The organism is Pseudoxanthomonas mexicana, assembly GCF_010093385.1.
Classification (GTDB): Bacteria; Pseudomonadota; Gammaproteobacteria; order Xanthomonadales; family Xanthomonadaceae; genus Pseudoxanthomonas_A; species Pseudoxanthomonas_A mexicana.
Genome location: NZ_PDWV01000022.1, coordinates 25,980 through 46,668 on the forward strand (window position 1 = coordinate 25,980; position 20,689 = coordinate 46,668).

General features: G+C 68.1%; 19 protein-coding genes and 3 pseudogenes. 7 read left to right on the forward strand and 15 right to left on the reverse strand.

The annotated features are described in order from the left end of the window. Positions 1–94 precede the first annotated feature (94 nt). Complete coding sequence (locus CSC76_RS09805) at positions 95–1,237, forward strand: carboxylate-amine ligase (protein WP_162109829.1); 1,143 nt, start codon at positions 95–97, stop codon at positions 1,235–1,237. Positions 1,238–1,247: 10 nt separating this feature from the next. Here CSC76_RS09805 and CSC76_RS09810 read toward each other — a convergent pair whose 3' ends face one another. From CSC76_RS09810 to CSC76_RS09835, 6 genes are all read right to left on the reverse strand, one after another. Next, positions 1,248–2,141, reverse strand: coding sequence for a DMT family transporter (locus tag CSC76_RS09810; RefSeq protein ID WP_162109854.1), 894 nt, complete (start codon positions 2,139–2,141; stop codon positions 1,248–1,250). Positions 2,142–2,241: 100 nt separating this feature from the next. Further along, positions 2,242–3,018: an N-formylglutamate deformylase gene (gene hutG / locus CSC76_RS09815; protein WP_162109830.1), complete on the reverse strand. Its 777-nt coding sequence runs from the start codon at positions 3,016–3,018 to the stop codon at positions 2,242–2,244. Between the two features lie 30 nt (positions 3,019–3,048). Continuing rightward, positions 3,049–4,404: a glutathione-disulfide reductase gene (gorA, locus tag CSC76_RS09820; RefSeq protein WP_162109831.1), complete on the reverse strand. Its 1,356-nt coding sequence runs from the start codon at positions 4,402–4,404 to the stop codon at positions 3,049–3,051. Next, positions 4,401–5,651 carry an NAD(P)/FAD-dependent oxidoreductase gene (locus tag CSC76_RS09825; protein ID WP_162109832.1) on the reverse strand — a complete coding sequence of 417 codons (1,251 nt, stop codon included), beginning with the start codon at positions 5,649–5,651 and terminating at the stop codon, positions 4,401–4,403. The genes gorA and CSC76_RS09825 overlap by 4 nt, the downstream gene beginning before the upstream one ends. A 19-nt stretch (positions 5,652–5,670) precedes the next feature. After that, entirely contained in the window at positions 5,671–6,918 is a 1,248-nt protein-coding gene (locus CSC76_RS09830; protein ID WP_162109833.1) for a DUF418 domain-containing protein, read from the reverse strand. A 110-nt stretch (positions 6,919–7,028) separates the two neighbouring features. Beyond that, entirely contained in the window at positions 7,029–7,508 is a 480-nt protein-coding gene (locus tag CSC76_RS09835) for an FKBP-type peptidyl-prolyl cis-trans isomerase (RefSeq protein WP_162109834.1), read from the reverse strand. A gap of 83 nt (positions 7,509–7,591) precedes the next feature. On the opposite strand from CSC76_RS09835, the gene CSC76_RS09840 reads away from it, so the two are divergent. The 3 genes from CSC76_RS09840 (at position 7,592) to CSC76_RS09850 (ending at position 10,114) form a co-directional block, all read left to right on the forward strand. Continuing rightward, positions 7,592–8,146 (forward strand): C40 family peptidase, encoded by a 555-nt coding sequence (locus CSC76_RS09840; protein ID WP_162109835.1) that lies wholly within the window; start codon positions 7,592–7,594, stop codon positions 8,144–8,146. 119 nt (positions 8,147–8,265) lie between these two features. Next, positions 8,266–9,045, forward strand: coding sequence for a C40 family peptidase (locus CSC76_RS09845; RefSeq protein ID WP_238394926.1), 780 nt, complete (start codon positions 8,266–8,268; stop codon positions 9,043–9,045). A 169-nt stretch (positions 9,046–9,214) separates the two neighbouring features. After that, the gene (locus CSC76_RS09850; protein ID WP_162109837.1) at positions 9,215–10,114 is read left to right on the forward strand and encodes a bile acid:sodium symporter family protein; all 900 of its coding nucleotides are present in this window, start codon (positions 9,215–9,217) and stop codon (positions 10,112–10,114) included. Here the strand turns inward: CSC76_RS09850 and CSC76_RS09855 are convergent. Both CSC76_RS09855 and CSC76_RS09860 read right to left on the reverse strand, forming a co-directional pair. After that, a pseudogene (locus tag CSC76_RS09855) lies at positions 10,006–10,518 on the reverse strand (GNAT family N-acetyltransferase). The gene CSC76_RS09850 and the pseudogene CSC76_RS09855 overlap by 109 nt on opposite strands. Continuing rightward, a complete protein-coding gene (locus CSC76_RS09860; protein ID WP_162109838.1) occupies positions 10,515–11,792 on the reverse strand; it encodes a dicarboxylate/amino acid:cation symporter in 1,278 nt (425 codons plus the stop codon). Before CSC76_RS09860 ends, CSC76_RS09855 begins: the two are co-directional and overlap by 4 nt. 138 nt (positions 11,793–11,930) lie before the next feature. Here CSC76_RS09860 and CSC76_RS09865 point away from each other — a divergent pair. Next, positions 11,931–13,624, forward strand: a pseudogene (locus CSC76_RS09865) (alkaline phosphatase family protein). Between the two features lie 30 nt (positions 13,625–13,654). Here the strand turns inward: CSC76_RS09865 and CSC76_RS09870 are convergent. Next, a complete protein-coding gene (locus CSC76_RS09870; RefSeq protein ID WP_274382092.1) occupies positions 13,655–14,086 on the reverse strand; it encodes a CopD family protein in 432 nt (143 codons plus the stop codon). Between the two features lie 247 nt (positions 14,087–14,333). Between CSC76_RS09870 and CSC76_RS09875 the strand changes: the two genes are divergently transcribed. Both CSC76_RS09875 and CSC76_RS09880 read left to right on the forward strand, forming a co-directional pair. Further along, positions 14,334–14,942 carry a class I SAM-dependent DNA methyltransferase gene (locus CSC76_RS09875; RefSeq protein WP_162109840.1) on the forward strand — a complete coding sequence of 203 codons (609 nt, stop codon included), beginning with the start codon at positions 14,334–14,336 and terminating at the stop codon, positions 14,940–14,942. 80 nt (positions 14,943–15,022) lie between these two features. Then, positions 15,023–16,261 (forward strand): annotated as a pseudogene (locus CSC76_RS09880) (polyhydroxyalkanoate depolymerase); the annotation flags it as partial. A 133-nt stretch (positions 16,262–16,394) separates the two neighbouring features. Here CSC76_RS09880 and CSC76_RS09885 read toward each other — a convergent pair. From CSC76_RS09885 to CSC76_RS09910, 6 genes are all read right to left on the reverse strand, one after another. Continuing rightward, on the reverse strand, positions 16,395–17,315 hold the full coding sequence (locus tag CSC76_RS09885) for a sensor domain-containing protein (RefSeq protein WP_162109842.1): 921 nt from the start codon (positions 17,313–17,315) through the stop codon (positions 16,395–16,397). Next, complete coding sequence (locus tag CSC76_RS09890) at positions 17,312–17,677, reverse strand: PadR family transcriptional regulator (protein ID WP_162109843.1); 366 nt, start codon at positions 17,675–17,677, stop codon at positions 17,312–17,314. The genes CSC76_RS09885 and CSC76_RS09890 overlap by 4 nt, the downstream gene beginning before the upstream one ends. Positions 17,678–17,823: 146 nt before the next feature. Further along, complete coding sequence (locus CSC76_RS09895) at positions 17,824–18,339, reverse strand: DUF2878 domain-containing protein (RefSeq protein ID WP_238394927.1); 516 nt, start codon at positions 18,337–18,339, stop codon at positions 17,824–17,826. A 92-nt stretch (positions 18,340–18,431) separates the two neighbouring features. Further along, entirely contained in the window at positions 18,432–19,028 is a 597-nt protein-coding gene (locus CSC76_RS09900) for a hypothetical protein (protein WP_162109844.1), read from the reverse strand. 222 nt (positions 19,029–19,250) lie between these two features. Then, a complete protein-coding gene (locus tag CSC76_RS09905; protein WP_162109845.1) occupies positions 19,251–19,793 on the reverse strand; it encodes a response regulator transcription factor in 543 nt (180 codons plus the stop codon). Further along, positions 19,777–20,658 (reverse strand): sensor histidine kinase, encoded by an 882-nt coding sequence (locus tag CSC76_RS09910; protein WP_202923510.1) that lies wholly within the window; start codon positions 20,656–20,658, stop codon positions 19,777–19,779. The genes CSC76_RS09905 and CSC76_RS09910 overlap by 17 nt, the downstream gene beginning before the upstream one ends. Positions 20,659–20,689: the final 31 nt, after the last annotated feature.

Sequence of the window (20,689 nt, forward strand, 5' to 3'; positions counted from 1 at the left end):
GAGGCCGTCGCGATGGCCTGGTTTTCCTGCGACCGGTGCCATGGCGCGCAGCGGTTGAACATCGCGTTCACCCGGCCGGTGCGATAACCCGGAGATGACCTCCACATCCGGGCCCGCCGCTCATCCCTACACGTTCGGCCTCGAGGAAGAGTACTTCCTGGTACGCCGCAACGGCCGCCGGCTGCGCCACATGCCGCGGCGCTTCTTCACCGAATGCCGGGAAGCGCTGGGCGAACGCTTCGGCAGCGAGATGCTGCAGACCCAGGTCGAAGTCCAGACCCTGGTACACGATGACCCTGACACGGCCGAAGAGGACCTGCGCACGCTGCGCCGCTCTGTCGCCGCGGTCGCGGAGCGGCACGGACTCGGCATCGTGGCAGCCGGCACGCACCCCTCTGCCCAGTGGCGCGGCCAGCTCAGTACCGACAAGCCCCATTACGACCACGTGATGGGCGAGCTGCAGATGCTGGGGCAACGCAACCTTCTGTGTGGCCTGCACGTGCACGTGCAGCCGGCCGATCCCGGCCGTCGCGTGGAACTAATGGCGCGCATGCAACCGTTCCTTCCGCTGTTGCTGGCGCTGAGCACATCGTCCCCGTTCTGGATGGGGCATGCCACCGGCCTGATGGGTTACCGGCAGACGGCGTATCAGGAGATCCCGCGCACCGGACTGCCGCCGCTGTTCCGCGACCAGACCGAATACGACCACTACGTGCAGCGCATGACCGATGGACGCGCGATCCAGGACGCGAGCTTCCTGTGGTGGGCGCTGCGGCCATCGCGGGCCTTTCCCACGCTGGAACTGCGCGTCACCGATGCCTGCACCGACCTGTGCGACGCACTGGCCATCGCACAGCTCTACCGCTGTCTGGTGCGGCACCTCGAGCGCAGGCCATCGCTGTACGCCGACCTGCATGCGGGCGACCAGGCGATCGTGGCGGAAAACCTGTGGCGGGCGCAGCGCCACGGGTTCGATGCCGGGCTGATCGATCTGGGCAGCCGCCGCCTGGTGGCGGTGCGCGAGATGCTGGAGAACACGCTGGAGGCGCTGGACGACGACATCCGCGCACTCGGTTGCGAACGGCAGGTCGAGCGCGTCTGGCGGATCCTGGAAGAAGGCACCAGTGCCCACGCGCAACTGCAGCGTTACCGGGAGCGGCGGGATGCCGGCGACAGCCATGCTGCCGCGCTGTCGCACGTGGTGCATTGGCTCGCCGATGCGAGCGCCCCCGCTTAGATGCGCGGGATCATCGGGCGACGCTCTTCTGCTGCGACACCATGAACACCCCAGCCATCACCAGCACCGTGCCCGCCACCTGCCACGGCCCCATCGGCTCGCCCAACAGCAGCAGGCTCAGCACGATGGTCGAAACGGGACCGATCATGCCGACCTGCGCGGCCAGCGTAGAGCTGATCCGCGCCACCGCCATCATCACCGCCAGCACCGGCAGCACGGTGCACAGCGTTCCGTTTACCAGCGCCAGCGCATACACCTGCCACGGCAGCACCAGCGCATCCAGCGGCCGCAGCAGCACGAACTGCAGCAGGCACAGCACGCAGGCCACGCTGCTCGCGTAGGCGGTCAGGCGCACCGCGCCCACGCGCGCGACCAGCTCGCCGCGGCCCACCAGGTACATCGCATACGCCAGCGCGCTGCCGAACACCAATCCACCCCCGAGCATGATGTCGGCACCACCCACCTGCAGGTCGTGACCGAACGCCAGGGCCACGCCCGCATAACTGACCAGCAGCGCGAGCGCCTGCCGACGGGTGATACGGCGACCGAACGCCAGCCAGCCGATCAGCGCCACCAGGGTCGGCGTGAGATACAGGATCAGCCGTTCCAGCGTGGCCGTGATGTAGGCCAGCCCCGCGAAGTCCAGAAAGCTGGCGAGGTAGTAGCCGAGGAAGCCGAGCGACAGGATGCGCCAGCGGTCCGCCGCTACCAGGGGCTCACCGCGCTGGGCGGCCCATGCGCCCATCGCCAGGAAGAACGGGAACGCCACCAGCATCCGCAGCGCCAGCAGCGTGACCGCATCGGTGCCGTAGCGATAGCCGAGCTTGACGATGATCGCCTTGCCCGAAAATGCGATGGCGCCCAGCGCGGCGAGACCCAGGCCGGAGCGGCTGACCGCGCGCATTGCGGAATGGGTGGACGGCGCGTCGACCGCTTCGGCGGGTGCCACATCCAGCGGCTGGGCCAGTTCATCCTCCGCGCCCGGCCCGCCCCTCGGCACACGGTCATGCCAGCGTGCATTCCAGCAGACGCCGGATCAGCGCCTGCGTGGGCGCGGCGCGTCCTGGCAGGTAGTCGAAGCTGTCCTCGTCCATGTAGGTGTGCTGCACCAGCTCAAGCTGGACGGCCTGCACCTGGTGGGCCGGATCGGCGTAGTGCCGGGTGATGTAGCCGCCCCGGAACCGGCCGTTGACCACGAAACTGTAGTCCGCCTGCGACGCGAGAACCGCTTCCAGCGCCTGCTGCAACGCAGGCGAGCAACTGGCACCGGCCGCGGTACCCAGATTGAAGTCCGGCAGCCGTCCTTCGAACAGGAACGGCACTTCGCTGCGGATCGAATGGCCTTCCCACAGCACCGCACGGCCATGTGTCTCGCGGATGCGGACCAGTTCCTGCTGCAACGCCTGGTGATAGGGCCGCCAGTAGGCGTCGACGCGGGCGGCGATTTCGTCCGGCGCAGGGCCCTGGCCCGGCAGGTACACCGGGTCACCGCTGAAACGCACGATGGGACAGAGGCCGGTGGTGTTCTGGCCGGGATACAGCGAGACATCGTCCTCGGGCCGGTTCAGGTCGACCACATAGCGCGAGTACACCGGCACGATGATTGAAGCCCCCAGCGCGCGCGCGAAGTCGTACAACTCGGCGACATGCCAGTCGGTGTCCGGCACGCGGCGTGCCTCGGGCGTCAGGCGTGCGGCGATGTCGTCGGGCACCTGCGTGCCGTTGTGCGGCAGGCTGATGAAAAGTGGCGCGGTGCCCTGGTGCAGCGTGTAGGTGTCCATGGCGGCATTGTATCGCCGCGCCCCGCGGATTCAGCGCATCAGCACCACTTCCTCGGCGCTGGTGGGATGGATGGCCACGGTGTCGTGCAGGTCCGCCAGCGTGATGCCCTTCTTCACCGCTACCGCGAACCCCTGCAGCATCTCGTCGGCACCTTCACCCAGCAGGTGCAGGCCCACCACCCGCTGCTCCTCGCCCACGCACACCAGCTTGAAAAGGCTGCGCTGCGGCGAGTCGGCCAGCGCATGCAGCATGGGGCGGAACCGCGTGGTGTAGGTCTTCACGTTGTCGCCATGCTCGGCGCGGGCTTCTTCTTCGGTCTGCCCCACCCTGCCTGCCGGCGGATGCGAGAACACGACGGTGGCGATGTCGCGGTAGTCCAGGCGGGCTTCGGCCTGCCCACCGAACAGCCTGTCCATCAGGCGCCGTGCCGCGGCGATGGCCACCGGCGTCAGCGCGGCCTGACCGGTGACGTCGCCCACCGCGTGGATCCCGGGTACGTTCGTGACCTGCCACGCATCCACCTGCACGAAGCCACGCGCATCGGTGGCCACGCCCGCGTCTTCCAGACCCATGCCGCCGGTATTCGGCGTACGGCCGGTCGCGAAGATCACACGGTCGAAGCGCTCGCTGCGCGTCCCGTCTTCCGCCAGCACGATCACGCCGTCGTGGGGCGCCTCCTCCAGCGCGGCCACCGCATGGCCGAAATGCAGGTGCACGCCGTGTTGCCGCATGTCGTCGGCCAGTTCAGCGGTGATCTGCACCTCGAACCCGTCCAGCAACCGCGGCCCGCGCACGAACAGTTCCACCTGGCTGCCCAGCGCCTGCAGCACACCGGCCAGTTCCACCGCCACGTACCCGCCGCCGACGATGGCCACGCGTCGCGGTGCCGCGCACAGGTTGAAGAAATCGTCCGACACCGGCCCCAGCGCCGCGCCCGGGATGTCCGGCCGCGAAGGTCGGCCCCCCGTGGCGATCAGCAGATGTTCCCCACGCAGCGGCACGCCATCGGCGTTCACCACGGTGTGCGCATCGAGCAACCGTCCGTGGCAGGGCATCAGCACCACCCCGCTTTCGTCCAGCCGCTTGCGGTAGCTGGCATGGATGCCCGCGATATAGCGCTGGCGATGGACGATGAACTCCTTCCAGTCAAGCACCGGCGGCGGCGTGTCGAAACCGAGCGACGAGGCCATCGCGATCTTCTGCGAGAGCTCGGCCGCCAGCCACATCGCCTTCTTCGGCACGCAGCCGACATTGACGCAGGTGCCGCCCAGTTCCTTCGGCTCCAGCAGGGCCACGCGCGCACCGTACGAGGCCGCGCGGAAAGCGCCGGCCAGTCCGCCGGAGCCGCCTCCGATCACGATCAGGTCGAAGTCCTGCGGCGTCATGCGAAGCGCTCCGGTCGGTAGGGCGAAGGATCGAAGGCCGGCGGACGGCCCGTCATCAGGTCGGCCATCAGTTGCCCGGTGGCGGTGCTCATGCTGATGCCCAGCATGCCGTGGCCCGCGGCGATCCAGACCTTGCGCTGTCCCGGTGCGCGCCCGAGCAGAGGCAGGTCGTCCCAGGTCATCGGTCGCCACCCGCACCAGCGCTCGTGCACCTCGGCGCCGACGGGCTCGCGCAGGAACTCGCGTGCGCCCCGCTCCAGCGCCGCCAGGCGCGTCGCATTGAGCGTGTCGTCATGGCCGGAGAACTCCATCGTGCTGCCCAGGCGGAAGCCGCTGCCCCAGACCGTGACGCAGACCGACCGGTCCTTCAGCACCATCGGATGGCGCGGCACGCGCGCAGGGCGCGAATAGGTGATCGAGTAGCCCTTGCCTGGCTGGATCGGGGCACGGATACCGAGCCGGCGCGCGAATGCGGGCGTCCACGCGCCCAGCGCGATCACCGCGTCGCCTCCTTTTCGCTCGCCCTGCGACGTCGCCAGGCGAACGCCATCGGACGTGGGCTCCAGTCGATCGACCCGGCACTGTTCCTCGATCACGCCACCGCGTTCGTGCACCACGCGCGCGAGTTCGGCCACATAGCGGTCCGGGCGCAGGCGCGCATCGCCGGGGAACCGGATGGCACCGGCCACACCGGGCAGCATGGCCGGCTCTTCCCGTTCGTAGTCGGTGCCGCCGAAGACCTGCGTGGCGATGCCGAACGTCTTCAGCACGACGCTCTCGTCCACATACTGCTGGAACCTGCGTGGATCACGGAAGACGTAGTCCAGGCCCTCTTCCTCGAATTCGCACTGCAGGCCGTAGCGGCTGACCCAGTCGGCCAGCCGGGCACGGGCATCGTTGAGCAGCGCCGCGCGCGCCTGCGTGCTCTGCCGCCAATCGCGCGGATTGCAGCGGGCGGCGAAGCGCAGCAGCCAGTGCCACAGCGCCGGATCGACGCGGGGCTTGAGGTAGAGCGGCGCGTCCGGCGTGAACATCCAGCGCAGCGCCTGCGCCACTACGCCGGGGGCGGCCAGTGGCGGTGCATGGCTGGGGGTGATGGTGCCGCAGTTGCCGTGCGAGGCGCCGCCGCCAACGGCACCGGCCTCCAGGATGCGGACGCCGCGGCCGGCTTCGAGCAGGGCCAGCGCGGTCGCCAGACCGATGGCGCCGCCACCGATGATGAGGACGTCGTCGTGGGGGGGATTCACCCCGACAGTGTATTCCGAATCACCGCGCCTGCAGCCGCATCGGTTGCGGCGATGCGTAGGTCAGCGACCGCCACAGCCATTCCACCGGGCCGAACCGGAAGCGCGACAGCCAGGCATGGCTCAGCAGGACCTGCCCTCCGAACAGCACCAGCGCGAACAGCGGATGCCATGCGCGCGGCAACTGCTCGAAATACCCCAGGCCATAACCGTAGAAGATCCAGGTGCACACCAGCGACTGCAGCAGATAGTTGGTCAGGGCCATGCGGCCGGCGGGCGCCAGCACCGACAGCGCCCGCTCGAACACCGGCGCCTGCAGGGCCTTCAGTATCCACGCCAGGTAGCCCAGACACATCAGCAGGTTGGCCGTCATCTGCAGCGCGAAGGCCGTAGACAGACGCAGGCTGAAGGTGGCGAAGTCCATCGTCGGCGACAGCGCCAGCGACCCCAGCATCGCCAGCAGGCCGAGCGGCCAGGCACCCCAGCGCAGCAGCCCATAGAGGCGACCGAACTCCCGTGGCCGCGCGATGGCGCCGCTGCGCACGAACCAGGCCCCCAGCAGGAACAGCCCGAAGGCGATGAACCCGAACATGCTGATGTTGCTCAGCGCCATGCCGGCGCTCTTGAGGCGCTGCCACGTCGCGTCCGCATAACTGCCGCCGCCATAGGCCGCACGTTCGCTTTCGATCAGCGCCTGCAACTGTGCGCCGATCTGCGCCATCACCTTGTCCCAGGCCTCGGTGCCGGCCAGCAGGGACCCCATGGCGCCCATCAGGTACATGAAGGCGATCGGCGCGACGTACGCCGCCAGTCCCAGCCAGGCGTACCAGCGGTAGGGCAGCGGCCGGAACGCAAGCAGCAGGAACGAGCACAGCGCGTACATCATCAGGATGTCGCCTGCCCAGATGAACACCGCATGCAGCATGCCGATGGCCAGCAGCACCAGCCCGCGCCGCCAATAGGTGCCCGCGAACGGCCGGCCCGCCTGCTCCGCGCGCTGCGACATCACGGCGAATCCCATGCCGAACAGCAGCGAGAACAGCGTGTAGAACTTGCCCTGCACCAGCACATAGACCAGCAGGTCGACGATGCGGTCGGCGCCGGTCAACGCCGGATCCACGCCGCTCGCCGCCGCCATTACTGGGCCGACGAAGCCCTCCAGGTTCATCAACAGGATGCCCAGCAGCGCGAAACCGCGCAGCACGTCCATCGCTTCGATGCGCTCGGTCACCGCGATCGGTGACAGGTTCCCCGTGATCGTTGCCGACATTCCCTTCCCCTGTTCGATGCCGGGATTAGACCACGTCGCCCGACGCTTCCCACATGCCAAAAGAAACGGCCCGCTTTCGCGGGCCGTTGCAGGTGCAGCGGTGGTGGGGCTCAGTGGTGATGGCCGCCTTCGCCATGCACATGACCATGCTCGATCTCTTCGGGGCTGGCCTCGCGCACGTCGACGATCTCCACGTCGAAGTGCAGGTCCTTGCCCGCCATCGGGTGGTTGAGATCCACGTCCACCACGCTCATGCCGACCTTCTGGATGGTCACGGCACGCGGACCGAAGTTGGTCTGCAGCACCACCTGCTGGCCCGGCACCAGGCGCTGGTTGCCGAAGTGCTTCTTGGGCACCCGCTGGGTCAGGCCGTCGCGGCGCTCGCCATAGGCATCGGCCGCCGCCACGTCCACGCCGAAGCTGTCGCCGGCTTCACGGTCCTGCATGGCGTTCTCCAGGCCCGGGATGATGTTGCCGTGGCCGATCATGATGGCCAGCGGCTCACGGTCCTTCGAACTCTCGATCGGCTCCTGGCCGACTTCGGACACGGTGTAGTGGAAACGGACGACGCTGTCTTTTGCGATTTTCATGCGGGACTCTGGGCGGGGCCTGCCAGCGGGCAGGACGGGGGCGGCTTGTCGGCCGCAAGGGAATGCGGCGAAGATGCGCCGCGATGAAGGTCCGACATTATCCCGGCTTGCCCGCGCCCGCGCCACTTCAACGGTGGGCCGCCGCCTTGCTCTGCGGCGCCCTGCTGGCATTGGCCGGATGCGGCGGTTCGAAGCCGCAGGCGCACAGGACCGCACCGCCGGCCCCGCGCGACTGGCCGGTCGTGCAGGCCGACGATCCTGCCGCCGCCACCTCGGTACTGATGCGGGCGATCGGCCTGGTGGGCACCCCTTACCGGTACGGGGGCAATACCCCCGAGTCCGGCTTCGACTGCAGCGGCCTGGTGACCTACGTGTACCGGGACATGCTGGACCTGCGCCTGCCGCGCACCTCGCGGGAACTGGCACAGGTACAGGGGCCGAAGATCGAACCCCGTCGCCTGGCCCCGGCCGACCTGGTGTTCTTCGGCAGCCGCGGCAGCGTCACCCACGTGGGCATCTACGTAGGCGAGGGCCGGTTCGTGCACGCGCCCAGCACCGGAGGCACGGTGCGGCTGGACCATCTGGACGGCCCCTACTGGCGGGACCACTACACCGGCGCAAAACGCGTGCTTCGTTAGGAATCGGTCAACTCTGTGACGCCGGCCGTTCACAATTAACGAATAAATAACGATTTATGAACCAAATCGCGCCGATCAGACGGCATTATCGCTGCTGACTTGTTAAACCCCTCGCCCGCGTGACGACCGACGACGACCTGCCAACAGGCCAGCCTGCCGCCACCCACCGTCCTTCGCGTGGGGTTTCCCGACTCCTTCTGGGGCTTGGCCTGACGGCCATGGCCGCCATCGCGCAGGCACAGACTGCCCCGGCGGGCGTCGACGCCGCGTCAACGCAGGCGTCGACCGATGTCGTCTCCCCCGCCCCGGCGCCCTCCAAGCCGGTGACCACCAGCGTCAAGGAAAAGGCTGCCGAGGCCGCCACCGCCCCTCTCTCCGCCCTGCTTCCGCGCCTGGCCGCCAGCGATACGCTGCCGCTGGTCGACCGCTCGGCGATGGTTGCCGGCGACATCAGCAAGCTGCTGGCCGCGTACGACCTGAGCAAGGAAGGCGTGGTCGCCCAGGAACAGCAGGGCGGCAAGGTCCAGGCCGTGCTGCAGCGTGCGTTGGCCCTGATGGGCACGCCCTACCGTTGGGGCGGCACCTCGCCCGACAGCGGTTTCGACTGCAGCGGGCTGGTCGGTTACGTGTTCCGCACCGCGTTGGGCATCGAACTGCCGCGCGTGTCCCGCGACATGGCCAGCAAGGCGGACGCCGAACTGGTCGCGGCACGTGAAGAACTGCGCCAGGGCGACCTGGTGTTCTTCGGGCTGAAGGGCCGCGTGAACCACGTCGGCATCTACGTGGGCGAAGGACGTTTCCTGCACTCGCCCAGCCGTGGCAAGGACGTGCGCGTGGACAGCCTGCTGACCGGCTACTGGGCCAACCGCTACCTGAGCGGTCGTCGCGTCGCGATGTAAGCGCCGGAAGGTTTCCGCGACATGATGAAGGCCGCCACGCGCGGCCTTCTGCATTCTGGGCGACGGTGCAGCGCAGCTTGCACCGCATGGTGCCCTGCCGCCATCCTCCGGCCGACGCGCCAACACCGCGCGCCACCTGTTGTTTCGCGCCGAAGGGGAGTCGTACGCGATGCAGGCTTCACTGCTGACCAACCTGCTGCTGCCGTTGGCCCTGGGCATCATCATGCTCGGGCTGGGACTGGGACTGACGCTGGACGACTTCCGTCGCGTGGCGCGCTACCCGCGCGCGGTGCTGATCGGGCTCGCCCTGCAGACGCTGGTGCTGCCCTGGGCCGCGTTCGGGCTGGCACTGGGCTTCGGCCTGCCGGCCGAACTCGCCGTCGGCCTGATGCTGCTGGCCGCTTCGCCCGGCGGCGCCACCGCCAACATCTACAGCCATCTCGCGCGCGGCGACGTGGCGTTGAACATCACCCTGACCGCGATCAACAGCCTGCTTTGCCTGCTCACGCTGCCGGTGATCCTGAATCTTTCACTGGAGTATTTCCTCGGCGCCGGCCAGTACGTGCCGCCGCCGACGAAGAAAGTGATCGAGGTCGCCGCCATCATCCTGCTGCCGGTCGCCATCGGCATGGTTATACGCGCCAGGGCCGCCGGGTTCGCAGCGCGCACCGAAAAGCCCATCCGCCTGCTGTCGGTGCTCGTGCTGGCGTTGCTGGTGGTCGCGGCAGTGGCGCAGGAATGGAAAACCCTGACCACCTATTTCGCCATCGTCGGCCTGGCCTGCCTGCTGTTCAACCTGGCCAGCATGGGCGCCGGCTACGCCGCACCGCTGGCGCTGCGCCTGCCGAAGAAGCAGGCCATCGCCATCGCCATGGAGATCGGCATCCACAACGGCACACTGGCCATCTTCATCGCACTCAACGTGCTGCAGAACGCGACCATCTCGGTACCGGCGGCGGTCTACAGCCTGCTGATGTTCGTCACCGCGGCGGTGTTCGCGTGGTGGGTGTCGCGCGGCGGGCGCGACGCCGCGGGCCAATCGCCGCTCCCCGGGCCACACGCCACATAGGCCATGCTGATGGACGCGGGTGCGGTTTCGGCGAAGCCGAACTGCGTATAGAGGTGTCGGGCGTCTCCGTCAGCGATCAGCACGACGTAGGCCGATGGCGGCGCATTCGCACGCAACCATGCATCCAGCGCCGCCATGATCCGCTTGCCCAGCCCCTGCCCCTGGTGGTCCCGCCGCACGGCGATGTCCACGACGACGAAGACGGTGCCGCCGTCGCCGACCACCCGTCCCATGCCGATCACCTCACCGGCCTACAGCAGGCTGACGCCGTACAGTGTGTTCGCGAGGCCGCGCTCGGCGGCTTCCTGCGATTTGGGGGACAGCCCCGTCTCGATACGAAGGTGCCTGTAAGTCGGCGCGTCGGGGAACGACTCGACCAGTTCGATCCGGCCCACGTCACTCATGGCGTGGACGCAGCATCGTCCGTGAGGCCCACGTTCGTCGATGCCGATTCGTAGACCTCCCTGTCCAGCAGTCCGGTCTCCTTCGCCACCAGCACCGGCACCAGCATCTGCCCGGTCACGTTGGTCATGGTGCGCATCATGTCGAGGATGCGGTCGATCGCCACCAGCAAGCCGATGCCTTCCAGCGGCAGGTTGGCGGCGCTCAGCACCAGGGTGACCATCACCGTGGCCGTGCCCGGCACGCCGGCCGTGCCGAAGCTGCCCAGCACCGATGCCAGCAGGATGACGAAGTACTGGTTCATCGACAGCTCCAGCCCGAAGTACTGGGCCACGAAGATCGACGTCAGCGCCGGATAGATCGCACCGCAGCCGTCCATCTTGATGCTGGCGCCCAGCGGCACCGCGAATGCGGCGTAGTCCTTGTCCACACCCAGATTGTGGGTGACGCTGCGCAGCGCGACCGGCATGGAAGCGAAGCTGGACGAACTGACGAACGCCACCTGCATGCCCGGCGCGGCGCCGCGAAAGAACTTCCATGGGTTGAGCCCGTGCGCCAGCAGCAGGCTGCCGTACACGACGGTGATGTGGAGCGCGCAGGCCAGGTAGAGCGCACCGATGTAGCTGCCCAGCGGCAGCAGCTTCTCGAATCCATAGGTGCCGACCAGGCTGCCGATCAGGCCGAACGTACCGATCGGCGTCATCTCCAGGACGAAGCGGGTGACCTGCACCATGGTGTCGCTGGCCTCGCCGGCCAGCTTGCGCAGGCCGGCGCTGCGCTCGCCCAGCTTGACCAGCGCGAAGCCCAGCAGGCCGGCGAAGAAGATCACCTGCAGGATCTTCCCCTCGGTGAGCGCCTTGAACGGATTGGCCGGCACGATGTCGAGCAGCACCTGTACCGGCGTGGGGACTTCGCGCACCTGGTAATCCGGCGCCATCATCAGCCCGGTCAGCCCCTTGCCCGGCTGCACCACCCAGCCCACCGCCAGGCCCACGCAGACCGCCAGCGCGGCCGTCGCAGCGAACCACAGGAACGTGCGTCCGCCCAGCGCGGCCACGGACTTCTGCCCGTGCAGGCTGGACACGGCATTGATCACCGCAAAGAACACCAGCGGCACCGCGATCATCTTGATCAGCGTGACGTAAAGGTCGCCGAGCGGCTTCAACCAGGTACCCGCGGCCGGCCCCATCAGCCAGCCCGCCACTGCGCCCAGCACGAAGCCGGCGACGACGCGCTGCCAGAACGGGATCCTCAACCAGGCTGCAACCAGCTTCATCCGTACGACCCACAGGGTGGACGCGACACCTTAGCCCAAGGTCTGCCACCCCGCGACCCTGCTCACGGAATGCCGGGTGTCATGAACAGGACACTGCACGGGCGGCATAATGGCGCGTCCGCCCTCTCCCGGTTCGCCATGCTCCTGCGTTCTTTCGTGTCGCCGCTCGCCGGCATGACCCTGCTCACCGCCCTGGCCGGCTGCGCCAGCACCACGCCCTCTTCCTCACCAGCGCTGCACGTCGACGTGCCTGCGGTTGCGCACCCGCAGGGTGAGAGTCCGCAGTGGTGGTATCGGAATGGTGCGGCGAAGGCCGCCGCCCAAGGCGCGATGCAAGGCAAGGCGAAGAACGTCATCGTCTTCCTCGGCGACGGCATGAGCCTGACCACGGTGGCCGCCGCGCGTATCTTCGAAGGCCAGCGCAAAGGCATGCCGGGGGAGGAGAACCTGCTGAGCTGGGAGCGCTTCCCGCACACCGCCTTCAGCAAGACCTACAACACCGATTCGCAGACGCCCGACTCGGCCGGCACCATGACCGCCATCGCCACCGGCGTGAAGTCGCACATGGGCGCCATCGGCGTGTCGTCGGGCCGCAAGGGCGAATGCACGCCCGACGGCAGCAAGGACCTGCTCAGCTGGCTGACGCTGGCCGACAGCGCCGGCCTGGCCACGGGCGTCGTCACCACCGCGCGCCTCACCCATGCAACGCCTGCCGCGACGTATGCGCATGTCTCGCACCGCGACTGGGAGAACGACACCGACCTGCCGCCTGAAGCCGCGGCAGCGGGTTGCAAGGACATCGCGCAGCAGTTGCTTGCCGCCGCGCGCTTCGGCCGCGGCCCCACCGTCGCGCTGGGCGGCGGGCGTGGCGAGTTCCTGCCGATCGATGTCCGCGACCCCGAAGAGGACGACAAGGTCGGTCAGCGCCTGGACGGCCGCAACCTGGTGGCCGAATGGCAGCAGGCGCATCCGCAGGGCGCGTACGTCACCAACACGCAGCAGCTGAAAGCCGCCGCCGATGCACCGCAGCTGCTGGGCCTGTTCGAATACGACCACATGCAGTTCGAACACGACCGCCGCAAGGACGACCAAGGCGAGCCCTCGCTGGCCGAGCTGACCCGCGCGGCGACCGCACCCTGTCAGGCAATCCCAACGGCTTCGTGCTGCTGGTGGAAGGCGCGCGCATCGACCACGCCAACCATTACGGCAATGCCTATCGTGCGCTCGACGAGACCGTCGCCATGTCGGATGCCGTGCAGACCGCACTGGAAGCGACTTCGCGCGACGACACGCTGATCGTCGTGACGGCCGACCACTCGCACACGCTGAACTTCGTCGGTTACCCCGTACGCGGCAATCCCATCCTCGGCAAGGTCCGCGGCCAGGGCGGCGAAGACGACACGCCGGGCGACCTGGCCCGCGACCAGACCGGCCTGACCTTCACCACGCTGAGCTATGCCAACGGCCCCGGCTACACCGGCGCCAGCAACCGGCAGCCCGCCGGCCCGAAGAAATTCCTGCATGCGCCCAGCAGCGTCGAGCCCGCCGAAGGCCGCCCGGACCTGAGTCATGTCGACACCGAGCATCCCGATTACCTGCAGGAAGCCCTGGTGCCGCTGAAGTCCGAATCGCACGGCGGCGAAGACGTGGGCATCTGGGCCATCGGCCCCGGCAGCGACGCCTTCCGCGGCACGCTGGAACAGAACACGATCTACCACGTCATCGTGCAGGCCGCGCCGAAGCTGCGCGCGCGCCTGTGCGCCGCAGGCACCTGCGACGCAAACGGGGTACCGGTGGAGTTGCCGAAACCGGGAAATTTCGAGAAGAAGTGAGTCAGCGTGCCGGCCTGGCCGGCACCGCCCTCAGAACGGCTTGGCCAGCACCAGCCACACCACCCCGATCAGCCCGAACAGCGGCAGTTCGTTGAACCACCGCAGCGCGGTGGGCGAAGGCAGCGACTTGCCCTTCGCGGCGCCCTTCAGCCAGCGGCCGGTGACGATGAAGTGCACCAGCATCAGCGCGACCAGCGTCAGCTTGGCATGCAGCCAGCCGCCGCTGATGCCAAAGTAGAACCACAGCACCAGGCCCAGGATCACCGCGATGCCGAACATGCTGTGGCCGAAACCGTAGAGGCGGCGTCCCATCAGTTGCAGGCGCGCCTGCACGTCGGCCTGGCCCGACGTCTCGGCCAGGTTGACCAGGATGCGCGGCAGGTAGAACACCGTCGCCATCCAGGCGATGACGAAGACGAGGTGGAAGGTCTTGACCCACAGGTAAGGGCTGGCTTGGTCCACGCTGGCCGACTCCATCGCTTGGAAGGGTGATGAGGGATTCTCCGCTACCGTCGCAGGGACTGTCCAACTTCCGGGATGCCAGCTTGCCGTCGTTCCAGCGTAAGCTGGAACCCCGCTTGATTCTGCCGCTGCGCACCGCCCACGGAAATGCAACGGCAACGTGGATCCCGGCTTGACCAGCCATTCGGCTGTTGAAAACCGCCGGGTTGACGACCAAGCGCTTCTTTTCCACTACCCGCGTATTTCAATGACCAAGCATTACGACGCCGACTACTTCCAGCGCTGGTACCGCGACGGCGACATCGGCGGCGCACCCCGGCTCGCGCGCAAGGTCGCACTGGCCGTCGCGGTGGCCGAGTACCACCTGGAGCGCCCGATCCGCACGGTGCTCGACATCGGATGCGGCGAAGGCGCCTGGCGCGCACCGCTGCTGAAGCTGCGACCGAAGCTGCAGTACCTGGGCTTCGACAGCAGCGAGTACGCGATCCGCCGCTTCGGGCGCACACGCAACCTGCACTACGCGCGCTTCGAAGACTTCCAGTACCTGCGCCCCTGCGAACCGGTCGACCTGCTGGTGTGCTCGGATGTACTGCATTACGTGCCCACGCGCGAACTGAAGCGCGGCCTGACCGGACTGGCGGAACTGTGCGGCGGGGTGGCCTTCCTGGAGACGTTCGCCAAGGAAGACGACTTCGAGGGCGATCACGACGGCTTCCAGTCGCGCAGGGCGGCCTGGTACCGGCAGGCCTTCAACGGTGAGGGCTTCCAGTCCGTCGGCAATCACTGCTGGCTGGGCCCACGCCTGGCTGGCGACGTGGCGGTACTGGAGGCTGCGGATTACCGGCCGATAACCTGAACAGGCCACGGGCGGCAGCTCACCCTTTGCGGTATGCTGCGGCGCAGCACCACGCACCAAAATCGGGATTCCGGACTGACATGACCCTGTACCAACTGCACGAACTCGGACGCGCATGGATGGCGCCGCTGGCCTACATGGCCGAAGCGAACGCGCGCATCTTCTCCGCCCCGACCAGTTGGTTGTCCAACCTGCCAGGCGCGGAACGCATCGCGGCGGGCAACGAACTCGTCCACCGCATCGGCAAGGACTACGAAAAGCCGGCGTGGGAGATCCGCGAGGTCGAGGCGCATGGCCGTACCGTGCCCGTGGTGGAACTGGAAGCGCTGAAGAAGCCGTTCTGCCGGCTGCTGCGCTTCAAGCGCTACACCGACGATGCCGACACCATCTCACTGTTGAAGGACGACCCGGTGGTGCTGGTGGTGGCGCCGTTGTCGGGCCATCACGCCACCCTGCTGCGCGATACCGTGCACACGCTGCTGCGCAACCACAAGGTGTACGTGACCGACTGGGTGGACGCCCGGATGGTGCCGGCGTCCGAAGGCGCCTTCAGCCTGGACGACTACGTGGCCTACGTGGAGGAGTTCATCCGCCACATCGGCGCAGAGAAGCTGCATGTGATCAGCGTCTGCCAGCCGACCGTGCCCGTGCTGGCCGCCGTGTCGCTGATGGCCGCGCGTGGCGAAGCCACACCGCGCTCGCTGGTGATGATGGGCGGCCCGATCGATGCACGCCGCAGTCCCACCGAGGTCAACGGCCTGGCCACGCGCAATCCCCTGTCGTGGTTCGAGCACAACGTCATCCACACCGTGCCGATGCCCTACCCGGGCGAAGGCCGCCGCGTGTATCCCGGTTTCCTGCAGCACGCCGGCTTCATCGCGATGAATCCCAGCCGCCACTTCATGTCGCACTGGGACTTCTACAGCGACCTGGTGAAGGGCGACCTTCAGGATGCCGAATCGCACCGCAGGTTCTACGACGAGTACAACGCCGTGCTGGACATGCCGGCCGAGTATTACCTGGACACCATCCGCACCGTGTTCCAGGAATTCCTGCTGCCGCGCGGCATGTGGAAGGTCAATGGCGAGCTGGTGAAGCCGGCCGCGATCAGGAAGACCGCGCTGATGAGCATCGAAGGCGAACTGGACGACATCTCCGGCCAGGGCCAGACCGCTGCCGCGCACGACCTGTGCACCGGCATTCCCAAGCCCCACCACAAGCACCTGACCGTCGAGGGGGCCGGCCATTACGGCATCTTCAGCGGCCGCCGCTGGCGCGAGAAGGTCTACCCGCAGGTGCGCGATTTCATCGCGAAATACGCAGGCTGACGCCAGACGCTGTAGAGCCGAGCTTGCCCGGCTCCGCACGGTGGCGCAGCGCAGCGGAGCACGCTCCGCTCTATGAAAGAAAAGCCGCCCGGGGGCGGCTTTCTTCGTTTCTGTGTCTGCGGCTTCACACCACCGGCGTGCGCACCAGCAGGTGCTTGGCCAGCCAGCCGTGGAAGCGGCCGACCATGCGCGCCAGGTGCAGGGTGACGAACAGCAGGACGATGCCGAAAACGGACACCAGCGGCAGCATCCAGGGCGCGTCGGTGATCATGTTCCAGTCGCCGAAGCTCATCACGTAATCGAACGGCAGGAAGTACGCCACCGGCGCCGCGATGAAGCCCAGCGACACGGCCAGCAGCGTGATGGCCACCGAGAAGTACAGGACGCCGAGCGGGTGCATCAGCAGCAGGTACAGCATCGCCGTCCAGGTGCGGCCGTCGGTGAACAGTTCCTTCAGGCGCGTCGTCCAGGGCTTGTCGCGCTGCGTGTACAGCGGACGGCGCGGCATGCGTTCGCCCAGCAGCACCTCCACCACGCGCCCCTCGACCAGCGACAGCAGGCGCACCGACATCAGGAACAACAGCAGCAGCGGAATGCCGATGATCAGGATCATCAGACCGAACGACAGGCTGGCGCCGGTCACGACCCAGGTGAAGTAGAACGTGCCGGTGGCCAGCGACAGCAGCATGTAGAACAGCGCACCGTAGGTACGGGCATCGGCGGCCACGCCGAAGAACCGGCCCAGCAGCGACTTGCGCTTCGGCGGTAGCGGCGGACGCAGGGCCTTGGCGACGGTGACCTCGGTCTCGCGGTAGATGTCGGCAACTTCCTCCGGCGCACCGTAGCTGCCGGCGACCGAGGCGATCACCTCGGCTTCGGACTTGCCGGGGTTTTCGGCCAGTTCCGAGCGCAGGTATTCCTCCGCGTCGTAGACGGCGTCTTGGATCATCGCCTTGTCCGCACCGGCGAGCGCCGCGCGCAACTGGTCCAGATACTCGGGAATCGTGGTGGGCAGGCGGCTGCCCGGGTGGGTGGTGGTGTTCATGCAGGAATCCCCTCAAGCACGGAATCGACGGAATCGCGGGTGGCGCGCCAGGCGGCGGCCCAGGACTGCAGGGTCTGTCGCCCCGCCTCGGTGATGCGGTAGTAGCGGCGCGGCGGGCCCGCGACCGAGGGCTCGACGAAGCTGTCCAGCAGGCCGCCGCCCTCCAGGTTGCGGAGCACCGGATACAGGGCACTCTGCTTGCCGCTGAGTACGCCGTCGCCGACACGTTCCAGCTGCTTGGCGATCAGGTAGCCGTACAGCGGTTCGCCCGCGCGGGCCAGGACCGCCAGCAGCGCCAGCGACACCGTGCCGGCGCTGAGCTCTTTCTGGAACTTCTTCAGATGGATATCGGGTTCACTCATGGCTCCCCCCTTCGCGGCACATCCGCTAGGTTGGAGACGATGCTATTGCGAACTTTGATATAGCGAATGTGCCAGTAGTCACCGTGCCCTGATGCACGGCGGGCTGCTCGCGGCGGCCCGACGCCCTGCAGCGACCCGCCGACCCGTCACCGCGAAGCGTACTGACTTCGTCCGGCCTGCCACCGCGCGGCCGCCAGCAGTCCCGGCAACGCAGCGGCCCAGGCGGCTGCCAGCCACAGCAGTCCCCGCCACGCAGGGCTGGCGAACTCGGCGGCTCCCCAACCGCGCGCGGCTGCCAGATACGCCAGGGGGCCGCCGATGCCTCCCAGCAGCGCCCCCGCCCACCACCGCGCCTGCAGGCTGCGCATGGCGCCATTGAGGGTGACGGCCAGCGATGCCCACAGCGCCAGGATCCAGGCCGGTGCCGTCGCACCGCCCGCCATCGAGGCCCGATACGTCACCCAGCCCTGCGCCGCGGCCACACCGTCGACCACCAGTCCACACGCCACGGCGAGCACCACCAGTCTCACCTCGTCGCCACGACGCGGCGCCCACGCCAGGTGCATGCCAACGAATACTGCCGCGGCCAGCACGCCGGGCCATGCACTGCCCTGGCCGGCGGCGATCACCGCGATGAACCACACGATCTGGTTGCCGGCCACATTGAACAGCGTCCGCCATGCGGCTTTCCGGATTCCGAATGCGGAAAGACCGGGGGGCGACGCCCCCCGGCTCTCCCGGCGCAGGTCCCGACTCAAGGCGCCGGCTCGTAGAAGTAGGTCTGCACGCGGGCGGTGCCCACCGGCAGGCCGGCCTGGAACGCGGACACGTTGAAGACCGCGTTCAATGCCACGGCCGCTTCGTCATTGAGCGTCAGCCGCACGTTGTCCAGTTGCACGGAACCGGCACGCGCGTGCAGTCCGCGTACGACCGGTGCGCTCACCAGTGTGATGTCGAACAGCGGCAGGCGGCCCAGCACGCTGTCGTTGACCTTCACCCGGCCGGTCAGCACCGGGGCGGCACCGGTCGTGTCGATGGTATAGCTGCTCAGGTTGACCTCGGTGGCGCCGGCGCGCAGCGTCAGGCCCCCCGCATGATCCACCTCGCCCTTCAGGGTGCCCCGATCCAGCTCGCCGCCGGGAATGGGGAACGACGCGCTCGCGCCCCGCAGGCGGGCGGGATACGAGGCTTTCACGGAGACACCCAGCGAGGTCAGCGCGCCCACCAGGTCGGCGGACAGCTGCACGCGGGTATCGCCGCCCAGCGTGTTGACGGTGGGCGACGCGAATGCCGCCGCAGGCAGCAACGCGGCCATGACCAGGACGAGACCACGGAGTCGAAGCGTTTTCATGAGGGCTTCCTGTGAAGTGGGTTTCGGGGGAATGACAACGACAGGGCACGCGCGGGTTCAACGCTTCCCACGGCCCTCGGCGCGTGCATCGAAGGCCCTTCGCCATACGCGGGCGCAACGGCCGTGGATGCGGGACACGCGGCATCGCGCCGTCCGCCCGATGGACGGCAGCCTGCGGATTCGCTGATGTGCACGTGCCGTGAAGGCCGGCCCGGGGAGGCCCTATTTGACGCGCCGCTTTTCCAGCTTGCGCGCCAGCGTGCGCCGGTGGAGTCCCAGCCGGCGTGCGGCCTCGGAAATGTTGAAGTCGCTGGCCGCCAGGGCTTCGTGAATGTGCTCCCACTCCAGCGTCTTGATCGAGGTGGTGCGCGCGCTCAGTTCCACATCGGCATCGCCGACGGCACGCTGGAAGGCCGCCTCGATGTCGTCGGTGTTGGACGGCTTGGCCAGATAGTGGCGCGCGCCCAGCTTGATCGCCTCCACCGCCGTGGCGATGCTGGCATAGCCGGTCAGCACCACGATCACCATCTCCGGATCGGCATCGTGCAGGAGCCTGACGCTGGACAGGCCGGACGCACCGCCGGCCAGCTTCAGGTCCACCACCGCATGCGTGGGCGCGAATTCGCCCAGCAACGCCGCCATGCCCTCCTCGCCGGCGAGATGGCGTACCTGATAGCCGCGCCGCTCGAACGAGCGCACCAGCGTGCGCGCGAACGCCGCGTCATCCTCGACGATCAGCAACCGGCGCTCATTCTTGGCCGTCATCATCCGGGTCCTCGATCGCGATCGCCGCCAGCGGCAGCGTCACCGTCACCACCGCACCGCCCTGGGGGCGATTCTCCGCGTGCAGCCGGCCGCCCAGCGTGCGGGCCACGTTGACCGACAGGAACAGGCCCAAGCCACCGCCCGGCCGTCCCTTGCTGCTGTTGTAGGGCGTGCCGAGCCGCCGCAGGATGCCCGGCTCGAACCCGGGCCCGGCGTCGGCGACCACCACCACCACGGCGTCGTCCTCGCAGCGCACGTCCAGGGCGACCCAGTCGGGTGAAGCTTCCAGCGCGTTGTCCAGCACGTTGAACACCATCTGCCGAAGGCCGGCATCGGTGACGATACGCGGATCGGGGCCGCTCTGGTTGCGGTAATCGAAGCGTGGCGGGTTCCGCGCCTGTTCCCATTCATGCGCCAGCTCGTCGAACAGCGCATGCAATGTGGTTTCGGTGGGCGCTTCGGCGCGGGTCTCGCCGGCAGCCATCAGGATGTTGGTGACGATGGATTTGCAGCGGGCCACCTGCGCCTGCATTTCCAGCACGTCGTTGTGCAGCTCACCGTCGGAGGCCATGGTGGGCAGGTGCTGCCAGTCGCCCAGGATCACCGACAGCGTGGAAAGCGGCGTGCCCAGCTCGTGCGCGGCCCCGGACGCCAGCAGGCCGATGCGCACGATGTGCTCCTCCTCCACCGCCCGCTGGCGCAGCTCGGCCAGGCGCGCATCCCGCTCGCGCAGGATGCCGCCGATGCGGGTGATGAACACCACCAGCAAGCCGGCGATCAGCAGGAAGCAGACCAGCAACCCCTGCACGTAGTGATCCGCCAGCCCACGCGCAGGCTCCACCGCCAGCTTCAGCGGCGCAGGCACGGCCGCGAGTCCGACGACACACAGCGCCGCG